Origin of the sequence: Bradyrhizobium sp. SZCCHNRI1029 (assembly GCF_032487555.1) — a bacterium.
Classification (GTDB): Bacteria; Pseudomonadota; Alphaproteobacteria; order Rhizobiales; family Xanthobacteraceae; genus Bradyrhizobium.
The window spans coordinates 396,006-415,907 of sequence record NZ_JAUEUK010000003.1 but is presented as its reverse complement, the minus strand read 5'-3'; the positions used below and the strand labels follow the sequence as shown (position 1 = coordinate 415,907).

The window sequence follows — 19,902 nt, the reverse complement described above, 5'->3', positions numbered from 1 at the left end:
TTCTGCATCACGGGACACCTGTCCGTCGCTGCTCGTTGAAATGAGCCTCACCTGCGGCGGCCGGTCGTCTCAACTGCTGGTCCAACCCTTGGGTGATTCATGCGCGATCCCGTCGAAACCTATATGAACCTTGTGCCTATGGTGGTCGAACAGACCAACCGCGGCGAGCGCGCCTACGACATCTTCTCGCGCCTCCTGAAGGAGCGCATCATCTTCGTGACCGGTCCGGTCGAGGACGGCATGGCGACCCTGATCGTCGCTCAGCTCCTGTTCCTCGAGGCCGAGAACCCGAAGAAGGAAATCGCGATGTACATCAACTCGCCCGGTGGCGTGGTGACGTCGGGCCTCGCGATCTACGACACGATGCAGTTCATCCGTCCGGCGGTGTCGACGCTGTGCACCGGCCAGGCGGCCTCGATGGGCTCGCTGCTGCTCTGTGCCGGCCACAAGGACATGCGCTTCTCGCTGCCGAACTCGCGCATCATGGTGCATCAGCCGTCCGGCGGGTTCCAGGGCCAGGCGACCGATATCATGCTGCACGCCCAGGAGATCCTGAACCTGAAGAAGCGGCTGAACGAGATCTACGTCAAGCACACCGGCCAGCCCTACAAGGCGATTGAGGACGCCCTGGAGCGCGACAAGTTCCTCACGGCGGAAGCCGCCCAGGAGTTCGGCCTGATCGACAAGGTCATCGACAAGCGGCCGGAAGATCCGGCGGCGATGGGCAAGTGAGCCACCAGTAAGCGACGCGGGGCCCGATGGACGGGCCTCGGGGATGTAACGGCGGCTACTTTACCGGCTTCGGTCGGCAAAGGTGCTGAGGTAGGGTCCCAAAAGAGCCGCAACCTTGCCGTGCGGCCGGCAAATAGGCGTGGCAAACACGCAACGCTCCGCTGATTTCGCGTGTTATTGCCGTGTCAAGCCCCAAAATCACGGTAATGTCACGGTCTAGGGTCTGTGCTCCGATTAGCGAATTCTTGATAGTCGGATGACAGCATGATTGGCTAGAGTGTCGAGTTATGGATCGTGGGGGATTCGCGTAGGTCGTGGGTTCACGACAGGTGAAGAACAAGGTGTTAATTTTGGTACGAAATTTGCTCTTTCACCAGTCTGGTCCGGCCCGTGCCGGATCGGGACGAACGAGCGGACAAGAGCGAACCGCGGACGGAGACAGGAATGAGTAAGGTCGGCACGAGCGACTCGAAGAACACGCTATATTGCTCGTTCTGCGGCAAGAGCCAGCACGAAGTCCGCAAACTGATCGCAGGTCCAACCGTCTTCATCTGCGACGAGTGCGTCGAACTCTGCATGGACATCATCCGCGAGGAGAACAAGTCCTCGCTGGTCAAGTCGCGCGACGGGATTCCGACCCCGAAGGAGATCTGCAAGGTCCTGGACGATTACGTCATCGGCCAGAACCATGCGAAGAAGGTGCTCTCGGTCGCGGTCCACAACCACTACAAGCGGCTGAATCACCAGACCAAGCACTCGGACGTCGAGCTCGCCAAGTCGAACATCCTGCTGATCGGTCCGACCGGCTCGGGTAAGACGCTGCTCGCCCAGACGCTCGCCCGCATCCTGGACGTGCCGTTCACGATGGCGGATGCGACGACCCTGACCGAGGCCGGCTATGTCGGTGAGGACGTCGAGAACATCATCCTGAAGCTGTTGCAGGCGGCCGACTACAATGTCGAGCGCGCGCAGCGTGGCATTGTCTACATCGACGAGATCGACAAGATCAGTCGCAAGTCGGACAATCCCTCGATCACCCGCGACGTGTCGGGCGAGGGCGTCCAGCAGGCGCTGCTCAAGATCATGGAGGGTACGGTTGCGTCGGTTCCGCCGCAGGGCGGCCGCAAGCATCCGCAGCAGGAGTTCCTGCAGGTCGACACCACCAACATCCTGTTCATCTGCGGTGGTGCGTTCTCCGGCCTCGAGAAGATCATCTCGGCGCGCGGCCGGTCGACCTCGATCGGCTTCGCCGCCCAGGTTCTGGCGCCGGAGGACCGCCGCACCGGCGAGATCTTCCGTCACGTCGAGCCTGAGGATCTCCTGAAGTACGGCCTGATCCCCGAGTTCGTCGGCCGTCTTCCGGTCGTTGCGACGCTCGAGGACCTCGACGAGAACTCGCTGAAGAAGATCCTGACCGAGCCCAAGAACGCGCTGGTGAAGCAGTATCAGCGGCTGTTCGAGATGGAGAACATCGAGCTCACCTTCGCCGACGAGGCGCTGGGCGCGGTGGCGCGCAAGGCCATCGAGCGCAAGACCGGCGCGCGTGGTCTGCGGTCGATCCTCGAGAGCATCCTGCTCGAGACGATGTTCGACCTGCCGGGTCTCGAGGGTGTCGAGGAAGTGGTCATCTCGCGCGAGGTGGTCGAGGGCACCGCCCGCCCGCTGTACATTTACGCCGATCGCTCCGATCGCGCGGTGGAAAGCAGCGCCAGCGCGTGAGGCGCGCTGGTACGAGAGACAGAAGACCTCGATTTATTGGATCGGCGATCGCCGCGGACGTCATGTCCGCGGCATCGCCGCGTTTCAGCGTCCCGCCGCGTAAAGCCATTTTTGGCGGGTGTTTACCGATACTTGACACCCCCCGGGTCGATAGCCACCTAATGTCGCGTGGCGATACAAATCTCAATCCCGGGATTCGCCTCAACAACGATCCGAAACAAGCGGGCGATATCGACGCGTCAGTGATGTCCGGATCAGATCGCACCTTGTGGCGGTTGCGCACGATGGCGGACTGCGTGCAAGGGGGCTAAACAAAAGGAACAGGCCATGACGACCCCCAAACCCCGGCCGACCATCGTTTACGGCGAGAGCCACGCCTATCCGGTTCTGCCGCTCCGCGACATCGTCGTCTTCCCGCACAACATCGTTCCGCTGTTCGTCGGCCGCGAGAAATCCATCCGCGCCCTCGAAGAGGTGATGAAGAACGACGCGCTGGTGATGCTCGCGACGCAGAAGAACGCGTCCGACGACGATCCAGCTCCGGATGCGATCTACGAGACCGGGACGCTCGCCAGCGTGCTGCAACTCCTGAAGCTGCCCGACGGCACCGTGAAGGTGCTGGTCGAGGGCCTGGAGCGCGCGCGCGTCGAGAAATACACCGATCGTGCCGACTACTACGAAGCCACTGCCGTTGCGCTCGAGGACACCGACGCCAAGTCGGTCGAAGCCGAGGCACTCGGGCGCTCCGTCGTGTCGGATTTCGAGAGCTATGTGAAGCTGAATAAGAAGATCTCTGCAGAGGTCGTCGGCGTCGTTCAGTCGATCACCGATTTCGGTAAGCTGGCCGACACCGTCGCCTCGCATCTCGCCGTCAAGATCGCCGATCGCCAGGGCATCCTGGAGACGCTGTCCGTCACCACGCGCCTGGAGAAGGTGCTGGGCCTGATGGAGAGCGAGATCTCGGTGCTGCAGGTCGAGAAGCGCATCCGCTCGCGTGTCAAGCGCCAGATGGAGAAGACCCAGCGCGAGTACTACCTGAATGAGCAGATGAAGGCCATTCAGAAGGAGCTGGGCGACGAGGACGGCCGCGACGAGCTCGCCGATCTGGAAGAGCGCATCAACAAGACCAAGCTCTCCAAGGAAGCGCGCGAGAAGGCCCAGCACGAGCTGAAGAAGCTGCGCCAGATGTCGCCGATGTCCGCGGAAGCGACCGTCGTGCGCAACTATCTGGATTGGCTGCTGTCGATCCCGTGGAACAAGAAGTCCAAGGTGAAGAAGGATCTGGAGGCCGCGCAGGCGGTTCTGGATGCGGATCACTATGGGCTGGAGAAGGTCAAGGACCGCATCGTCGAGTATCTGGCGGTGCAGTCGCGCGCCAACAAGCTGACCGGCCCGATCCTGTGCCTGGTCGGACCTCCCGGCGTCGGCAAGACCTCGCTCGGCAAGTCGATCGCGAAGGCCACCGGCCGCGAGTTCGTTCGCGTGTCGCTGGGCGGCGTGCGCGACGAGGCGGAGATCCGCGGTCATCGCCGGACCTATATCGGCTCGATGCCCGGCAAGATCATCCAGTCGATGCGCAAGGCCAAGACCTCGAACCCGCTGTTCCTCTTGGACGAGATCGACAAGATGGGCTCGGACTTCCGGGGTGACCCGTCGTCGGCGCTGCTGGAGGTCCTGGACCCCGAGCAGAACACGACCTTCAACGATCACTATCTGGAGGTCGACTACGACCTGTCGAACGTCATGTTCATCACGACCGCGAATACGCTGAATATTCCCGGGCCGCTGATGGACCGCATGGAGATCATCCGCATCGCAGGCTACACCGAGACCGAAAAGCTCGAGATCGCCCGCAAGCACCTGATCCCCAGCGCGATCTCCAAGCACGGACTGGACTCGAAGGAGTGGTCGATCGACGACGACGCATTGCTGCTCGTGATCCGGCGCTACACCCGCGAAGCGGGCGTACGTAATCTGGAGCGTGAGATTTCCACACTGGCCCGCAAGGCCGTGAAGGAGCTCATGATGTCCAAGAAGAAGTCGGTGAAGATCACCGAGAAGACCGTTGAGGAATTCTTGGGTGTTCCGAAGTTCCGCTTCGGTGAGATCGAGAGCGACGATCAGATCGGGATCGTCACGGGTCTGGCATGGACCGATGTCGGCGGTGAGCTGCTCACCATTGAAGGCGTCATGATGCCCGGCAAGGGCAAGATGACGGTGACGGGCAATCTGCGCGACGTCATGAAGGAGTCGATCTCGGCGGCGGCGTCCTACGTCCGCTCGCGGGCGATCGTCTACGGCATCGAGCCGCCGATGTTCGACCGCCGCGACATCCACGTCCACGTTCCGGAGGGGGCGACCCCGAAGGACGGTCCGTCGGCGGGCGTCGCGATGGCAACCGCAATCATCTCGGTCATGACGGGCATTCCGATCCGTCACGACGTCGCGATGACCGGTGAGATCACCTTGCGTGGTCGCGTGCTGCCGATCGGCGGTCTGAAGGAGAAGCTCCTGGCCGCGGCCCGCGGCGGCATCAAGACGGTGCTGATCCCCGAGGACAACGCCAAGGATCTCACGGAGATTTCCGATGCGATCAAGGGCGGCATGGAGATCATCCCGGTCTCCCGTCTCGACGACGTCGTCGCCCGGGCCCTGGTCCGCAAGCCGGTGCCGATCGTCTGGGAAGAGGACACCAAGGTCCCGGTGAAGGCCGATGGCGACGAAGCCGCCGGCGGCCTGACCGCCCACTGAGGTCCGAACTGATCCCAGGAAACGGCGCCCGTAAGGGCGCCGTTTTCGTTTGGGGGATCGAGCCACCGACCCTTCGAGCGTGCGTGGTCTGCCCCCACCGTTCCCGCTGCGGCGGTTTCTCGCTGCCGCCGCGTGGTTCCGGCGTTGATTGAGGATCGGGCAGGGGGTAAAGAAGCGCGATGTGAGGGCGGCTAGCTCAGCTGGTTAGAGCATCTCGTTTACACCGAGAGGGTCGGGAGTTCGAATCTCTCGCCGCCTACCATTAGCATCCGCTGGGACGCACCCTCGCAATGGTGACGCTGCTATTGTGGTGCGTCGATTTTCCAAGCTGATGGCGATACTCTCCAGAAGCGCGTTTGTGCGTCGGGTTTCATCGATCTGCTGCTCTCCAAGCTGAGCCACCTTGCCATCGAGCCTCGGCGGCTGAGCCAAACCCACGTCCCGATCACGATGATGGCGCCGCCGAGTGCTCAATTCGGACAAGGGTTCAAAATCCTTTGCGACAGCTGGTGCGAAGCGCCCGGACGATTTCGCGTGGCGATGAACCGTTCTTCGGCTAGCTTAGCGCGCGGCGTGAACATCGCGGGCGAACCGATGACCGACTTCCTGCGCCACTGCACCGGCGGACATGAGCGCGCCATTCCGGCGGGCACCATGCTGCTCGAGGAGGGGCACAACACTGGGCATCTCTACATCCTGCTCGACGGAGAGCTGGAGGTGATCAAGGCCGGCGCCACGGTGGCCGTCATCTCCGAGCCGGGCGCGCTGTTCGGCGAGATGTCGCTCCTGCTGGAGCAGCCGCACACGGCGACCGTGCGGGCGCTCGTCGATTGCCGGATCTACGAGATCCCGGATGCGCCACGCTTCCTCAGTGAAAATCCCGAGGCGACGCTCGCGATTGCGCGCATGCTGGCGCAGCGCCTCAACGTCGCCAACAGCTATCTCGCCGACCTGAAGCGGCAATATGCCGGCCACGGCACCCATCTTTCGATGGTCGGCGAGGTGCTGCAGAGCATGATCAACCTGCCGCCGCAGCAGGTTTCGCCAGGAACGGATCTGGAATCCGATCCACGACTCTGAGCCAGTCCGGCGCCGCCGTCACGGGCTGCGCCGGGCGTTGCAGGGGGCCGGCGAGATCGATCCATTCGGCTTGCCCCGCCGCCAACCAGAAGGCGCGCCCTTCGTCGGTGTCGAGCACCATGTAGGTCGGCGGTCGCCCGGGTTGCCGCCCGGTGTTGAAGACCCAAGTCTCACCGACGCGATCGAACCAGGACCCATCCGTGATGAAGGGCGACTGGTGGACGTGGCCGGAGATCACCATCGCCGGGCGGTGCCGCGCGATGAAGCCTTCGAGCTCGGTGTCGCCGAAGAAGCGCTTGCCGCCCCAGCTCACCGGCGAGTTGGCCGGCGGCGCATGATGCACCCAGATCCAGCGGGCTGTGTCGCGCGTCGCGGCGGCATCGAGCTGGCTTGCGATGGCGGCCTTGACGATGGGGCCGTCCCACCACGGGCAAACCGAGAACAGCGTGTCGCCGATCAGAAGGTCATCGCCGTCGGCTGCGATGCCGAGCTCGCGGACCGTCCCGATCCAGGCCGCGATCTTCTCGCCATCCGGGTTGCGCTCCTCCAGGTCATGATTGCCCGAGCAGATCATGACCCGCGTCTTGGCCGCCAGGAGCGCGAGATATGTCTTCACGACCACGATCTGGGCGCGAATGTCGACGATCGAGGCGAGATCGAGCGCATCGCCGGCGAACACCACCGCATCAAAATGATCGGCAGCCGCCACCAGCCAGTCGAACTGCGGCAGCGAGTAATGAAGATCGGCAACGATGAGAGTGCGCATGTGGCTCCTGACGCGCCTGATCGAAGCAAGAGCGAGACCAGACCCGGCGACACCAGAGGCTGTCCCGCTATTGCATTGCGCTACGGCGCTCGCCAGCAGGTCCGCGCGCATCTATCGATCCCTCACCCGCGGCGGTATGATGGGGCCGTTGTTCAGCCGCAGCTGCCAATTGCGAGTGTCCATGTCTCGTCGTCCGCGACCGCCAATGACTGTTTCCTTCGTCCGCACCGGCGAACGCCGCTACGCGGTGCGCGCGACGCTCGGCGACGGACACACCCTCGAAATGAGCCCGGCGCCTGGCTTCGATCCCTGGATGCCGCATGATCTGCAACACTTCATCGTCGAAAAGCATCTCGGGATTGACGGCGCCGTATTCGGGCGGCTCGCGGCCGGCGGCACGGCCGGGACCTTTCATTTGGTCCCGCATGCGACCTCGTCCCGCGAGGCCGCGCGGCTGCGCCGCAGGCATGAGACCAAGGACCAGCGCCTGATGCCGGAACGCAGCGAGGACTATGCCCGCTCCGAGCGCGCTACATATGTGTGCTGGCAGGACTGGCTGCAGCAGGCTGACGATCCGGCGCTGCGGGCGCGCGGGGCCGAGATGGCACCGTCGGCGCGCAGTCTGCTGGACGGGATGTCAGCGGAGGAGCGCGCGGCCTACACGCCGGCGCGGCGCGACGCCATCCGACAGGAGTTCGCGCGTCTGAGCCGACGTTGGAGCGCTCTCGCCATCGGCGAAAGTCTCTCCGAACCGTGGTGAGGAACGGCCCACTTTCTTACTCAAGCGCATCGCGGCCTCGTGCCTTGACAGGACAGGCGGCTGCATGCGCCATGCCGGTTCTTGCGATGACCTCAATCAGACAGGGCACATCATGCAATTGCCGGCAGGGGACGACCGCAACGCCGACCAGATCGCCTATTGGAACGGGCCCGGCGGCCAGCGCTGGTCCGATCGCCAGGAGGCGCAGGATATCCTGCTCGCACCGGTGTCGCAGATCCTGATCGAGCGTATCGCCGCGAAGCCGGGTGATCGCATTCTCGACATCGGCTGCGGCTGTGGTGGTTTGTCGATCGCACTGGCCGGGCAGGTGGCGCCCGGCGGCTCCGTTCTCGGCGTCGACATCTCCGCACCGATGCTCGAGCGGGCGCGCGCGGTGGCGCCGGCCGGGCTTCCCGCCGAGTTCGTGCTGGCCGACGCGACCGTGTATCCGTTCGCGCCGGCGAGCCTCGATCTGCTGGTGTCGCGGTTCGGGGTGATGTTCTTTGCCGATCCGGTGGCGTCGTTCGCCAACATCCGCCGCGCGCTGAAGCCGGGCGGCCGGGTCGTGTTCGCCTGCTGGCGCGAGCCGAAGGCCAATCCCTGGATGATCGCGCCGCTGCAGGCGGTCTATCGTCACGTCCCGAAGCTGCCGGAGATGGCGCCGGAGGATCCTGGCCCGTTCGCCTTCGCATCCGAAGCGCGAGTGGCGCGGATCCTCGGCGAGGCCGGCTTCAGCGACGTCGCGCTGGAGGCGCATGCGCTGTCACTCGACATCGCCCGCGGGCAGGGTCTCGAGGCGGCAGTGGAGTCGGCGTTCGAAATCGGCCCCGCCAGCCGCGCGCTGGAGGGGCATCCCCAGGAGACGCGCGAGGCGGCGCGGCAGTCGGTCCGCGAGCTGCTGACGCAGTATGTACGCGGCGACAGCGTGACGCTCGCCGGCTCGATCTGGCTGGTGACGGCGCGCGTCTGACGCGCGCCGGACGGCGCTCAGGATCGCTCTTCCCAGATCATCGCCAGATGGACGATGGTCTGCGCCGCCTTCTCCATGTCCTGGACGCTGACCCATTCGAGACGCGAGTGGAAGGCATGCTCGCCGGCAAAGATGTTGGGGCAGGGCAGGCCCATGAACGACAGCCGCGAACCGTCGGTGCCGCCGCGGATCGATGTCCTGACCGGCGTCAGGCCGGCGCGGCGGATCGCCTCCTCGGCATAGGTCACGATCTCCGGATGCAGATCGATGACCTCCTTCATGTTGCGGTATTGCTGCCGAACCTCCATCCGATAGCTCGAGCGCGGATAGTCCTTCAGGACATCCCTGACGATGTCCTCGAGCAGCGCTTCCTTCTGCCGCAGGCCCTGCTCGCTGAAATCGCGCACGATGAAGTCGAGTCGCGCCTGTTCGAGCGCGCCGGAGATCCCGACCGGATGCAGGAAGCCTTCCTTGCCCTCCGTCGTCTCCGGCGAGCAGCCATCCTTCGGGAGCCGATCGACGATTGCGGACGCGATCTTGATCGCGTGCTCCATCTTGCCCTTGGCAAAGCCGGGATGGGCGCTGACGCCGTTGATGAGGATGGTGGCGCCGTCGGCGGCAAAGGTCTCGTCCTCGATGTTGCCGGCGGTTTCGCCATCCATCGTGTAGCCGAAGTCGGCGCCGAGCTTCTTCAGGTCGACCCGGTCGACGCCGCGGCCGATCTCCTCGTCCGGCGTGAACAGGATCTTGATGGTGCCGTGCTTGATCTGCGGATTGCTGATCAGGAACTGCGCCGCGTCCATGATCTCGGCGATGCCGGCTTTGTTATCGGCCCCGAGCAGGGTGGTGCCGTCGGTGGTGACGATGTCGTTGCCGATCTGGTCCTTCAATGCAGGATGCTCAGCCGCACGGATGATCTGGCTCGGGTCCCCCGGCAGCACGATGTCGCCGCCCTGGTAGTTGCGCACGATCTGCGGCTTCACGTTGGCCCCGGAGCAATCGGGCGACGTGTCCATGTGCGAGCAGAAGCAGATCACCGGCACGGCCTTGTCGGTGGTGGCGGGGATGGTCGCATAGACGTAGCCATGGTCGTCCAGGTGGGCGTCCGAGAGGCCCATTGCCTGCAGCTCGGCTGCGAGCATCCGGCCGAGATTCTTCTGTTTGAGCGTCGAAGGACAGGTCGGCGACGTCGGGTCCGACTGGGTGTCGATCGCGGCGTAGCGGAGCAGGCGCTCGGTGACGGAGTGGGTGTAGCTGCGAAGCGGGTCGGACATGGGCACCAAGAGAGAGAGGGAGAGAGGGAGAGAGGGAGATGTTACCGGAGGTATCAGTATACTAATATATCAGTTATTGCATGCCAGATACCAGGGGGTGGCAGGTTATCAATGGTTTCCGCTCTGATCAAAGATCGTCCGCCAGCTCCCGTGCGGAATACGGCGGGGTCGCGGGCCGGCGTTGATCAGCACCGCCTCGCCGACAGCAGGATTGCGCACTCCGGCGCGCGCCACCTGCAGGATACCGACTCCGGCGATTCGAAGCTCATCTTCCTCGCACCGGTGGCGGGCGATTCGTGGGCAGCGTCCGCGAGGAATCTCCTCTCACTCGCTTCCTGGTCAGCAAGTGCGCCTCGGCGGGGACCGCGGCCGGAAATTTCAATATGCCCGGTCGGAAGCATGCGCGGTCGGACTTGGCGCCCATTTTGCCATATCCGGCCTGCGACGTCGTCGCGAAGCGACCGCCAGCGCCGCCGCCGCGGGGCGGGGTTGCCGCGGTCCGGAAGGAGAGACGCGGGACAGGTCGATTTGGCCCATCATCGTGCGGCGACTAACGTTGGCTGCCTGGGCCCAGCCAAGGAGATCGGGCGTCCTGCATTGCTCCCCCATCAAGGACTTCGCACAGCTGTCGGTTCATTGTCCTTGACTTCGAAACATCGCCCCTTTAAGTCGCACTCCTCCGCGGATTTCGCGATCACGCGGGAGTAGCTCAGTTGGTTAGAGCGCCGGCCTGTCACGCCGGAGGTCGCGGGTTCGAGCCCCGTCTCTCGCGCCATGTTTTCAATGGCTTAGCTTTTGATGTGATCTGTCCGCTGGCGCAAGCAGCGCCGCCGCGCGATCCCTTCCCGTGTACGACCTGGCGCTCCGCCGGACGGCAAGTGCTCCGTCGCCGATTTTCCGATCGGGCATGAAAAAGGCCACCCGGCGGGTGGCCTGCGATTGCTGTCAGATGGCAGCGGAGCAGTGGCCTCAGCGGACGACCATCGAGTCGCTGGAACTCGTCATGGTCACCGGCTTGCCTGCCTTCACGACGTGCGATGCCGTCTGGCTGTAGTCGACGTTGGCGCGGGTCGCGATGCCGAAAGCGGTCACCGCGATGCCGGCGACCAGGGCAACGACGACGATCTTCAGATGGGTCGATCGGTCTGCGGAATGCAGCGAGTGGTTCATGTCAGCCTCCCGGCGTCTCAGAGCGCCACTTTGTTGCCTGGACATGTACCCCCGCTTTGTTTCGATCCCGTTTCTTCGTTTCCTCAAAATGGTTTCATCGGTTGCAGCCGCCGCGGCGGCAATCGGGAGTATGCGGCCGGGGCTAACAGCGCGCGGCGGTGCCGGTATCGACGGCGGCCGTGGATGATCTTGATCCGGTGGCCCTTCGTGACCATCTCCCGCGGTAACGGAAGCCTATCGGGTGACGGTCCCGTCGCCTCGTTTGGATCTCCCGATCGAGCGCTGATCCGCATCCGTCTCCGACCAGCCAGCCTGCGCACACCGGCGTGCGTCCTCGCGATTGCTGATCGCCTCAGCGTCCTGCGTTGGACCGTGCGGCACCGTAATGCTGCGGGTCTGCAATGCGGCTCCTGCACGCGTCATCCGCGGCGCCGTTGCTCGGTGTGTCCGGGTTTCCGCAATGTGGGGAGGGATGACACCGGCGAGACGGCTTGTCTTGCGCGGCTTGGTGCGCTGCGCTAAGGCTTCGACCAATTCCAATGCAACGAGTCTGCGGTTTGCACCGAAACCGCAGAGGAAAGTGGCGCCGATGACCGGCATCCTTCAGAACTATCTCCCCCTCGTCGTTTTCATAGGTGTCGCAGCCATCATCGGGGTGGTGCTGCTGATCGCGCCGTTCCTGGTCGCCTACCAGCAGCCCGATCCCGAGAAGCTCTCCGCGTACGAGTGCGGCTTCAATGCGTTCGACGACGCCCGCATGAAGTTCGACGTCCGCTTCTATCTGGTTGCCATCCTTTTCATCATCTTCGACCTCGAAGTCGCCTTCCTGTTCCCCTGGGCAGTCGCATTCGGCAAGCTCGGCGCGGCCGGCTTCTGGTCGATGCTGGTGTTCCTGGCCGTGTTGACGGTCGGGTTTGCCTACGAATGGAAGAAAGGCGCGCTTGAATGGGATTGAGCCCGACCACGTCCTCGACCGGGCCGGCGATCGCTCCGGCCCCGAAGGGCATTCTCGATCCCGCGACCGGCAGGCCGATCGGTGCCAACGACCCGTATTTCCTCGAGGTCAGGCACGAACTGTCGGACAAGGGATTCTTCGTCGCCACCGCTGACGATCTCATCACCTGGGCCCGCACCGGCTCGCTGATGTGGATGACGTTCGGCCTAGCCTGCTGCGCCGTCGAGATGATGCAGGTCTCGATGCCGCGCTACGACGTCGAGCGGTTCGGCTTCGCGCCGCGCGCCTCGCCGCGCCAGTCCGACGTGATGATCGTCGCCGGCACGCTGACCAACAAGATGGCGCCGGCGCTGCGCAAGGTCTACGACCAGATGCCGGAGCCGCGCTACGTCATCTCGATGGGGTCGTGCGCCAATGGCGGCGGCTACTATCACTATTCCTATTCGGTGGTCCGCGGCTGCGACCGCATCGTTCCCATTGACATCTACGTGCCCGGCTGTCCGCCGACCGCCGAAGCGCTGCTGTACGGTGTGCTGCTGCTGCAGAAGAAGATCCGGCGCACCGGCACCATCGAACGCTGAAGGTTTTTCGTTATGGACGACGGCAGGCTCGACGCCCTTGGGCAGACGATCGTAAGCGCGCTCCCGGGCGCCGCGATCGGCCATACGGTCGCTTTCAATCAGCTCACGGTGAACGTGGAGTCCGCCCGGATCGTCGAGGTCGTGACACATCTGCGCGACGATCCGGCTCTCCGCTTCGTCAACATCACCGACATCACGGCGGTCGACTATCCTGAGCGCGCCAAACGTTTCGATGTTGTCTATCACTTCCTGTCACCGACGCTGAACGCGCGCATCCGGCTCAAGGCCGAGGCCGACGAGACGACGCAGGTGCCGTCGCTGATCGATGTCTTTCCGGGCGCCGATTGGTTCGAGCGCGAGGCCTACGACCTCTACGGCGTGATCTTCGTCGGCCACCCGGACATGCGCCGCCTGCTGACGGATTACGGCTTCGACGGCCATCCGCTGCGCAAGGACTTCCCGACGACGGGGTTCGTCGAGGTGCGCTACGACGATCAGGAGAAGCGGGTCATCTACGAGCCGGTGCGGCTCAACCAGGAGTTCCGCAAGTTCGATTTCCTGTCGCCCTGGGAAGGTGCGGACTATCCGCTGCCCGGCGACGAGAAGGCGACGAAGTGAGTGGGAGCGCGAGCATGAACGAGCAGAGCCCGGCCCTCCGCAACTTCACGATCAATTTCGGCCCGCAGCATCCGGCGGCCCATGGCGTTCTGCGCCTGGTGCTGGAGCTGGACGGCGAGGTGGTCGAGCGCGTCGATCCGCATATCGGCCTGCTGCATCGCGGCACCGAGAAGCTGATCGAGACCAAGACCTACATGCAGGCGATGCCCTATTTCGATCGGCTCGACTACGTCGCGCCGATGAATCAGGAGCATGCCTTCTGCCTCGCCGCCGAACGCCTGCTCGGCATCGAGGTTCCGCGCCGCGGCCAGCTGATCCGCGTGCTCTACTCCGAGATCGGACGGCTGCTGTCGCATCTGCTCAACGTCACCACCCAGGCGATGGACGTCGGCGCGCTGACCCCGCCGCTGTGGGGCTTCGAGGAGCGCGAGAAGCTGATGGTGTTCTATGAGCGCGCCTCCGGCTCGCGCATGCACGCCAACTACTTCCGCATCGGTGGCGTCCACCAGGACCTGCCGCCGAAGCTGATCGACGACATCGACGCATTCTGCGATCCGTTCCTGAAGGTGGTCGACGATCTCGACCGGCTTCTCACCGGCAACCGCATCTTCAAGCAGCGTAACGTCGACATCGGCGTCGTGACCCTGAAGCAGGCCTGGGAGTGGGGCTTCTCCGGCGTGATGGTGCGCGGCTCGGGCGCGGCCTGGGACCTGCGCAAGTCGCAGCCCTACGACGTCTATGCCGAGATGGAGTTCGACGTTCCGATCGGCAAGAACGGCGACTGCTACGACCGCTATCTGATCCGCATGGAAGAGATGCGCCAGTCGGTGCGTATCATGAAGCAGTGCATCCAGAAGCTGCGCGCACCGGACGGGCAGGGCCCGGTGATGATCACCGACAACAAGATCGCTCCGCCGCGCCGTGGCGAGATGAAGCGCTCGATGGAAGCGCTGATCCACCACTTCAAACTCTACACCGAAGGCGTGCACGTGCCGGCAGGCGAGATCTATGCGGCCGTCGAGGCGCCGAAGGGCGAGTTCGGCGTCTATCTCGTCGCCGACGGCACCAACAAGCCGTACAAGTGCAAGATCCGCGCTCCGGGCTTCGCGCATCTACAGGCGATGGATTTCATCTGCCGCGGCCATCTGCTCGCCGACGTCTCGGCCATTCTCGGCTCGCTCGACATCGTGTTCGGAGAGGTGGACCGCTGATGGGCCATGCGCCGATCCAGTTCGATCGTGCTTCCGGAGCGCTCGAAGGAGCGAACCTCTGGGAGCGCACGGCTGCATTGGCGCTGTCGACCGGCTCGAAGATTTCCTCGCATTTCTCGCATCGCGGCTACAACCGCTGTGCCAATCTGCTGCGGCTGGCGCTGCCCGAACGCGACATCGCGGTGAAGCTCAACCCGGACGCCGTGTTCGAGTTTCCCTATGGCGACGGCTATTGGAGCAAGCTGCTCAACCGCGACTATCACTATGAGGACGAACTCGAGTTCCTGTTTCTCGGCACTGTCGATGTCGACTACACCTTCATCGACGGCGGGGCCAATTACGGCTACTGGTCGGTGCTGGTGTCGAGCACGCCCTACGGCGCGCACAAGGCGATCGCGATCGAGCCGTCCTCGGCGAACTTCGCCAAGCTCGCGAACAATGCGCAGATCAACGGCGGCCGCTTCGAAGTGATGAAGTGCGCCATCGGCGAACGCCGCGGCGTCGCGCATCTCACCGGTACCAAGCACGAGGCCTTCAGTATCGCCGGCGACAGCGCCGGCGGCGAGCAGGTGCCGGTGATGGCGCTCGACGATCTGATCGACGACGGCAAGGTCGCCGCTTCCGGCAAGTACCTGATCAAGCTCGACGTCGAGGGCGTCGAGATCGAGGCGATCAAGGGCGGGGCGCGGCTGCTCGCGACCGACAGCATGATCCTGTGCGAGGAGCACGGCCAGGATCGCAACCATACGGTTTCGCGCTACATCCTCGATCAGACGCCGATGCAACTGATGGTCTACGACCCCGCAAGCGGCCGCCTCGAGACCGTGACAGAGCTGTCGATCCTCGACCGGATCAAGGCGTCCGCCCACGTCGGCTATAACGTGTTCGGAACTGCAAGTGCCTTCTGGCAGAATCGCGTCGCAGCGCTCAATGCAAGTGCCGCGCGCCGCATGCAATGAAAGATTGAAGAGCCATGTCCGTCCGCCGTCTTGCCCCGAAGGAAGTCCAGCCCGCGAGCTTTGCGTTCACGGACGAGAACCTTGCCTTCGCCAAAGCGCAGATCGCGAAATATCCGGAAGGCCGCCAGGCCTCGGCCGTGATCGCGATCCTGTGGCGCGCGCAGGAGCAGAACGAAGGCTGGGTGTCGGAGGCGGCCATCCGCGTCGTCGCCGACATGCTCGGCATGCCCTACATCCGCGTGCTCGAGGTGGCGACCTTCTACACGATGTTCCAGCTGCAGCCGGTCGGCAAGAAGGCGCATGTGCAGGTGTGCGGCACCACGCCGTGCCGTTTGCGCGGCGCCGAAGAACTGATCGAGGTCTGCAAGCATCGCATCCATCACGATCCCTTCCACCTATCGAAGGACGGCGACTTCAGCTGGGAAGAGGTCGAGTGCCTGGGCGCCTGCGTGAACGCGCCGATGGTGCAGGTCTGGAAGGACACCTATGAGGACCTGACGCCGGAGAGCTTCGGCAAGGTGCTCGACGGCTTCGCGACCGGCAACCTGCCGACGCCGGGTCCGCAGAATGGCCGCCAATTCTCGGCGCCGGCGGGCGGGCCGACCACGCTGAAGGAGAAGACATGAGCCGCAATCGCACCCGCGTTGCGGCCCTGACCGAAGAGGGCGCCGCAATGAAGAACTGGCGCTACGTGGCACTGCATACGCTCGCAGCCGCCGCTTTCATTTTCGTGCTGCAGCGGTTCGCGCTCAATGCGACGCTGGAGTCCAGTCTGCTGTGGGCCTTGGTGTTCGGCGGCTGCGCCGCCTTCATCGCCACCATGCAGTCGAACCGCTGACACCCGAGGAAGCCGTCTGATCATGCTCGACGACAAGGACCGCATCTTCACCAACCTCTATGGCCTGCATGATTGGGGCCTCGAAGGCGCACGCCGGCGCGGCAGCTGGGATGGCACCAAGGCGCTGATCGAAAAAGGTCGCGACTGGATCATCAACGAGATGAAGGCTTCCGGCCTGCGCGGCCGCGGCGGCGCCGGCTTCCCGACCGGCTTGAAATGGTCGTTCATGCCGAAGGAATCGACCGACGGTCGGCCGAGCTACCTCGTGGTCAACGCCGACGAGTCCGAGCCCGGCACCTGCAAGGATCGCGAGATCATGCGGCACGATCCGCATCATCTCGTCGAGGGCTGCCTGCTGGCCAGCTTCGCGATGAACGCGCATGCCTGCTACATCTATGTGCGCGGCGAGTTCATCCGCGAGCGCGAGCGGCTGCAGGCGGCGATCGATCAGGCCTATGAGGCCAACCTGATCGGCAAGAACAACATCCATGGCTGGCCGTTCGATCTCTATGTCGCGCATGGCGCCGGCGCCTATATCTGCGGCGAGGAGACCGCGCTGCTGGAGAGCCTCGAAGGCAAAAAGGGCCAGCCGCGGCTGAAGCCGCCTTTCCCAGCGAACGTCGGCCTCTATGGCTGCCCGACCACCGTCAACAACGTCGAGTCGATCGCGGTGGCGCCGACCATCCTGCGCCGCGGCGCCGCGTGGTTTGCCGGCATCGGCCGTCCGAACAATGTCGGCACAAAACTGTTCTGCATCTCCGGTCACGTCGAGCGGCCTTGCAACGTCGAAGAGGCGATGGGCATCCCGTTCCGCGAGCTGATCGAGAAGCATTGCGGCGGCATCCGTGGCGGCTGGGACAATCTGAAGGCGGTCATCCCCGGCGGCTCGTCCGTGCGCATGGTGCCGGCCGAGCAGATCATCGATACGCCGATGGATTTCGACAGCCTGTCGAAGCTGCGCTCCGGCCTCGGCACCGCGGCCGTGATCGTGATGGACAAGTCGACCGACCTGATCCGAGCGATCGCGCGCATTTCCTACTTCTACAAGCATGAGAGCTGCGGCCAGTGTACGCCGTGCCGCGAGGGCACCGGCTGGATGTGGCGCGTGCTGACGCGCATGGCCGAGGGCCGGGCGCACAAGCGCGAGATCGACATGCTGCTCGAAGTCACCAAGCAGATCGAGGGCCACACGATCTGCGCGCTGGGCGACGCGGCAGCTTGGCCGATCCAGGGGCTGATCACGCATTTCCGTCACGAGATCGAGGCGCGCATTGACCAGTATTCGCACAAGGCCGATGTCGACGACGTGGGCGTGCGCGATCCCGCGCGCATGGTAGCGGCGGAGTAGGTGATGGCGGCCCGGTTCGCCAGCAACGTTTTCCCCGCGCTCGCGCCCTCACGGTGCGCAGCGGCGCGGTGGTCCGTGGTTTGAGAGAGATGTGAGGCAATGACCAAGATCATCATCGATGGCAAAGAGATCGATGTGCCGCCGGAGTACACGCTGTTGCAGGCGTGCGAGGCGGCGGGCGCCGAGATCCCGCGCTTCTGCTATCATGAGCGGCTGTCGATCGCCGGCAACTGCCGGATGTGCCTCGTCGAGGTGAAGGGCGGACCGAAACCGGTCGCGAGCTGCGCCTGGGGCGTGCGCGACTGCCGGCCGGGCCCGAAGGGCGAGCCGCCGGAGATCTCGACGCGGTCGCCGATGGTCAAGAAGGCGCGCGAAGGCGTGATGGAATTCCTTCTGATCAACCATCCGCTGGACTGCCCGATCTGCGACCAGGGCGGCGAGTGTGACCTGCAGGACCAGGCGATGGGCTATGGTGTGGACACCAGCCGCTTCGCCGAGAACAAGCGCGCCGTCGAGGACAAGTATCTCGGCGCATTGGTCAAGACCTCGATGAACCGCTGCATCCAGTGCACGCGTTGCGTCCGCTTCTCGGCGGAAGTCTGCGGCGTGCCGGAAATGGGCGCGATCGGCCGTGGCGAGGACATGGAGATCACGACGTATCTCGAGCAGGCGCTGAGTTCGGAGCTGCAGGGCAATCTGGTCGACATCTGTCCGGTCGGTGCGCTGACCTCGAAGCCCTACGCTTTCGCCGCACGCCCCTGGGAGCTCGGCAAGACGCAGTCGATCGACGTCATGGATGGCGTGGGCTCGGCGATCCGTGTCGACACCCGCGGCCGCGAGGTGATGCGCATCCTGCCGCGCATCAACGATGCCGTGAACGAGGAGTGGATCTCCGACAAGACCCGCCATGTCGTCGACGGCCTGCGCACGCAGCGGCTCGATCGTCCCTACGTTCGCGAGGATGGCAAGCTGCGCGCCGCCTCCTGGCCGGAGGCGTTCAAGGCGATTGCCACCAAGCTGTCGCGCATCGACGGCAAGCGCATCGGCGCGATCGCCGGCGATCTCGCCGCGGTCGAAGAGATGTTCGCGCTCAAGGATCTGCTCGCCAAGCTCGGCTCGACCAACGTCGCGGTGCAAGGCGGTGACAGCTTCGATGCCAAGCTCGGCCGTGCGTCCTATCTGTTCAATCCGACCATCGCGGGTATCGAGCAGGCCGACGCGATCCTGATCATTGGCGCCAATCCGCGCAAGGAAGCGGCCGTGCTCAACGCCCGCATCCGCAAGCGCTGGCGCTCGGGCCAGCTCAAGGTCGGCGTGGTCGGTCCCAAGGCCGACCTGACCTATGCCTATGAGCACATCGGCGCGGGCACGGACTCGCTGAGCGACGTCGCCGCCGGCAAGCACTCGTTTGCGACCACCTTCCGCAACGCCAAGAACCCGATCGTGCTGGTCGGCGCCGGCGCCGCGGCGCGCCACGATGGCGGCGCGATCCTGTCGCTGGCCGCCAAGATCGCGATGGACGTCAACGCCGTGCGCGACGACTGGAACGGCTTTGCCGTGCTGCACGACACCGCCTCGCGGGTCGGCGCCCTCGACATCGGCTTCAACGGCACCGGCCTCACGGCTGCGCAGATGACGACGTTCGGCACCATGGACGTGATGTTCCTGCTCGGCGCCGACGAGGTCGATGTGCCCGAGGGCGTTTTCGTCGTCTACATCGGTACCCATGGCGACCGCGGTGCCCATCGTGCCGATGTCATCCTGCCGGGGGCTGCCTACACCGAGAAGTCCGGGCTCTACGTCAACACCGAGGGCCGGGTGCAGATGACGGGCCGGGCGTCATTCCCGCCGGGCGAGGCACGCGAGGACTGGGCGATCATCCGGGCGCTGTCCGACGTGCTCGGCAGGAAGCTCGGCTACGACTCGCTGGCCGCGCTGCGCGTTGCGATCATCAAGGCCGTGCCGCATCTTGGCCGCGTCGACCAGATCGAGGCGGGCAAGATCGCCGACATCAAGACCCTGGCTGGCAAGGGCGGCAACCTCGAGAAGGCACCGTTCAAGCCGCTGATCGACGACTTCTATCTCACCAATCCGATCGCGCGCGCATCGGCGGTCATGGCGGAATGTTCCCGTCTGGCTTCCGGGCAGATGCTGACGGCAGCGGAGTGAG

Annotated in this window: 18 protein-coding genes and 2 tRNA genes; 17 read left to right on the top strand and 3 right to left on the bottom strand. The window is 64.5% G+C overall.

What is annotated here, in order from left to right:
• Positions 1-99 precede the first annotated feature (99 nt).
• From QW861_RS11065 to QW861_RS11045, 5 genes are all read left to right on the top strand, one after another.
• A complete protein-coding gene (locus QW861_RS11065) occupies positions 100-732 on the top strand; it encodes an ATP-dependent Clp protease proteolytic subunit (RefSeq protein ID WP_315711531.1) in 633 nt (210 codons plus the stop codon).
• 444 nt (positions 733-1,176) lie between these two features.
• The gene (gene clpX / locus QW861_RS11060) at positions 1,177-2,451 is read left to right on the top strand and encodes an ATP-dependent Clp protease ATP-binding subunit ClpX (RefSeq protein WP_012044595.1); all 1,275 of its coding nucleotides are present in this window, start codon (positions 1,177-1,179) and stop codon (positions 2,449-2,451) included.
• A 327-nt stretch (positions 2,452-2,778) separates the two neighbouring features.
• Positions 2,779-5,202: an endopeptidase La gene (gene lon / locus QW861_RS11055; protein ID WP_315711533.1), complete on the top strand. Its 2,424-nt coding sequence runs from the start codon at positions 2,779-2,781 to the stop codon at positions 5,200-5,202.
• Between the two features lie 185 nt (positions 5,203-5,387).
• Positions 5,388-5,464: transfer RNA gene (locus tag QW861_RS11050), tRNA-Val, on the top strand.
• Between the two features lie 332 nt (positions 5,465-5,796).
• Positions 5,797-6,282, top strand: coding sequence for a cyclic nucleotide-binding domain-containing protein (locus QW861_RS11045; protein WP_316185773.1), 486 nt, complete (start codon positions 5,797-5,799; stop codon positions 6,280-6,282).
• On the opposite strand, the gene QW861_RS11040 is transcribed toward QW861_RS11045, so the two are convergent.
• The gene (locus QW861_RS11040; RefSeq protein WP_315750881.1) at positions 6,221-7,048 is read right to left on the bottom strand and encodes a metallophosphoesterase; all 828 of its coding nucleotides are present in this window, start codon (positions 7,046-7,048) and stop codon (positions 6,221-6,223) included. The two genes, QW861_RS11045 and QW861_RS11040, sit on opposite strands and share 62 nt — an antisense overlap.
• On the opposite strand from QW861_RS11040, the gene QW861_RS11035 reads away from it, so the two are divergent.
• Complete coding sequence (locus tag QW861_RS11035) at positions 7,047-7,808, top strand: hypothetical protein (RefSeq protein ID WP_316193065.1); 762 nt, start codon at positions 7,047-7,049, stop codon at positions 7,806-7,808. The genes QW861_RS11040 and QW861_RS11035 overlap by 2 nt on opposite strands.
• Before the next feature lie 112 nt (positions 7,809-7,920).
• The gene (locus tag QW861_RS11030; protein ID WP_316193064.1) at positions 7,921-8,778 is read left to right on the top strand and encodes a class I SAM-dependent methyltransferase; all 858 of its coding nucleotides are present in this window, start codon (positions 7,921-7,923) and stop codon (positions 8,776-8,778) included.
• A 17-nt stretch (positions 8,779-8,795) separates the two neighbouring features.
• Here the strand turns inward: QW861_RS11030 and pepT are convergent, their stop codons facing one another.
• Positions 8,796-10,052, bottom strand: coding sequence for a peptidase T (gene pepT, locus QW861_RS11025; RefSeq protein WP_315711541.1), 1,257 nt, complete (start codon positions 10,050-10,052; stop codon positions 8,796-8,798).
• A gap of 698 nt (positions 10,053-10,750) precedes the next feature.
• On the opposite strand from pepT, the gene QW861_RS11020 reads away from it, so the two are divergent.
• Positions 10,751-10,827: transfer RNA gene (locus QW861_RS11020), tRNA-Asp, on the top strand.
• Between the two features lie 194 nt (positions 10,828-11,021).
• On the opposite strand, the gene QW861_RS11015 is transcribed toward QW861_RS11020, so the two are convergent.
• On the bottom strand, positions 11,022-11,222 hold the full coding sequence (locus QW861_RS11015) for a hypothetical protein (RefSeq protein WP_315711542.1): 201 nt from the start codon (positions 11,220-11,222) through the stop codon (positions 11,022-11,024).
• A gap of 589 nt (positions 11,223-11,811) precedes the next feature.
• Here QW861_RS11015 and QW861_RS11010 point away from each other — a divergent pair.
• From QW861_RS11010 to nuoG, 9 genes are all read left to right on the top strand, one after another.
• Positions 11,812-12,177 (top strand): NADH-quinone oxidoreductase subunit A, encoded by a 366-nt coding sequence (locus QW861_RS11010; RefSeq protein ID WP_008964559.1) that lies wholly within the window; start codon positions 11,812-11,814, stop codon positions 12,175-12,177.
• Entirely contained in the window at positions 12,174-12,758 is a 585-nt protein-coding gene (locus QW861_RS11005; RefSeq protein WP_173424458.1) for a NuoB/complex I 20 kDa subunit family protein, read from the top strand. The genes QW861_RS11010 and QW861_RS11005 overlap by 4 nt, the downstream gene beginning before the upstream one ends.
• A gap of 12 nt (positions 12,759-12,770) precedes the next feature.
• Positions 12,771-13,376, top strand: a complete 606-nt coding sequence (locus tag QW861_RS11000; RefSeq protein ID WP_315750887.1) for an NADH-quinone oxidoreductase subunit C — start codon at positions 12,771-12,773, stop codon at positions 13,374-13,376.
• Positions 13,377-13,390: 14 nt separating this feature from the next.
• Entirely contained in the window at positions 13,391-14,587 is a 1,197-nt protein-coding gene (locus tag QW861_RS10995; RefSeq protein WP_315711546.1) for an NADH-quinone oxidoreductase subunit D, read from the top strand.
• Complete coding sequence (locus QW861_RS10990; protein WP_315750889.1) at positions 14,587-15,546, top strand: FkbM family methyltransferase; 960 nt, start codon at positions 14,587-14,589, stop codon at positions 15,544-15,546. The genes QW861_RS10995 and QW861_RS10990 overlap by 1 nt, the downstream gene beginning before the upstream one ends.
• Before the next feature lie 14 nt (positions 15,547-15,560).
• Complete coding sequence (gene nuoE, locus QW861_RS10985; protein WP_172109602.1) at positions 15,561-16,172, top strand: NADH-quinone oxidoreductase subunit NuoE; 612 nt, start codon at positions 15,561-15,563, stop codon at positions 16,170-16,172.
• The gene (locus QW861_RS10980) at positions 16,169-16,384 is read left to right on the top strand and encodes a hypothetical protein (RefSeq protein WP_315711550.1); all 216 of its coding nucleotides are present in this window, start codon (positions 16,169-16,171) and stop codon (positions 16,382-16,384) included. Before nuoE ends, QW861_RS10980 begins: the two co-directional genes overlap by 4 nt.
• Before the next feature lie 22 nt (positions 16,385-16,406).
• Entirely contained in the window at positions 16,407-17,732 is a 1,326-nt protein-coding gene (gene nuoF, locus QW861_RS10975) for an NADH-quinone oxidoreductase subunit NuoF (RefSeq protein WP_315750890.1), read from the top strand.
• Positions 17,733-17,831: 99 nt separating this feature from the next.
• Entirely contained in the window at positions 17,832-19,901 is a 2,070-nt protein-coding gene (gene nuoG / locus QW861_RS10970; protein ID WP_315711555.1) for an NADH-quinone oxidoreductase subunit NuoG, read from the top strand.
• Position 19,902: the final 1 nt, after the last annotated feature.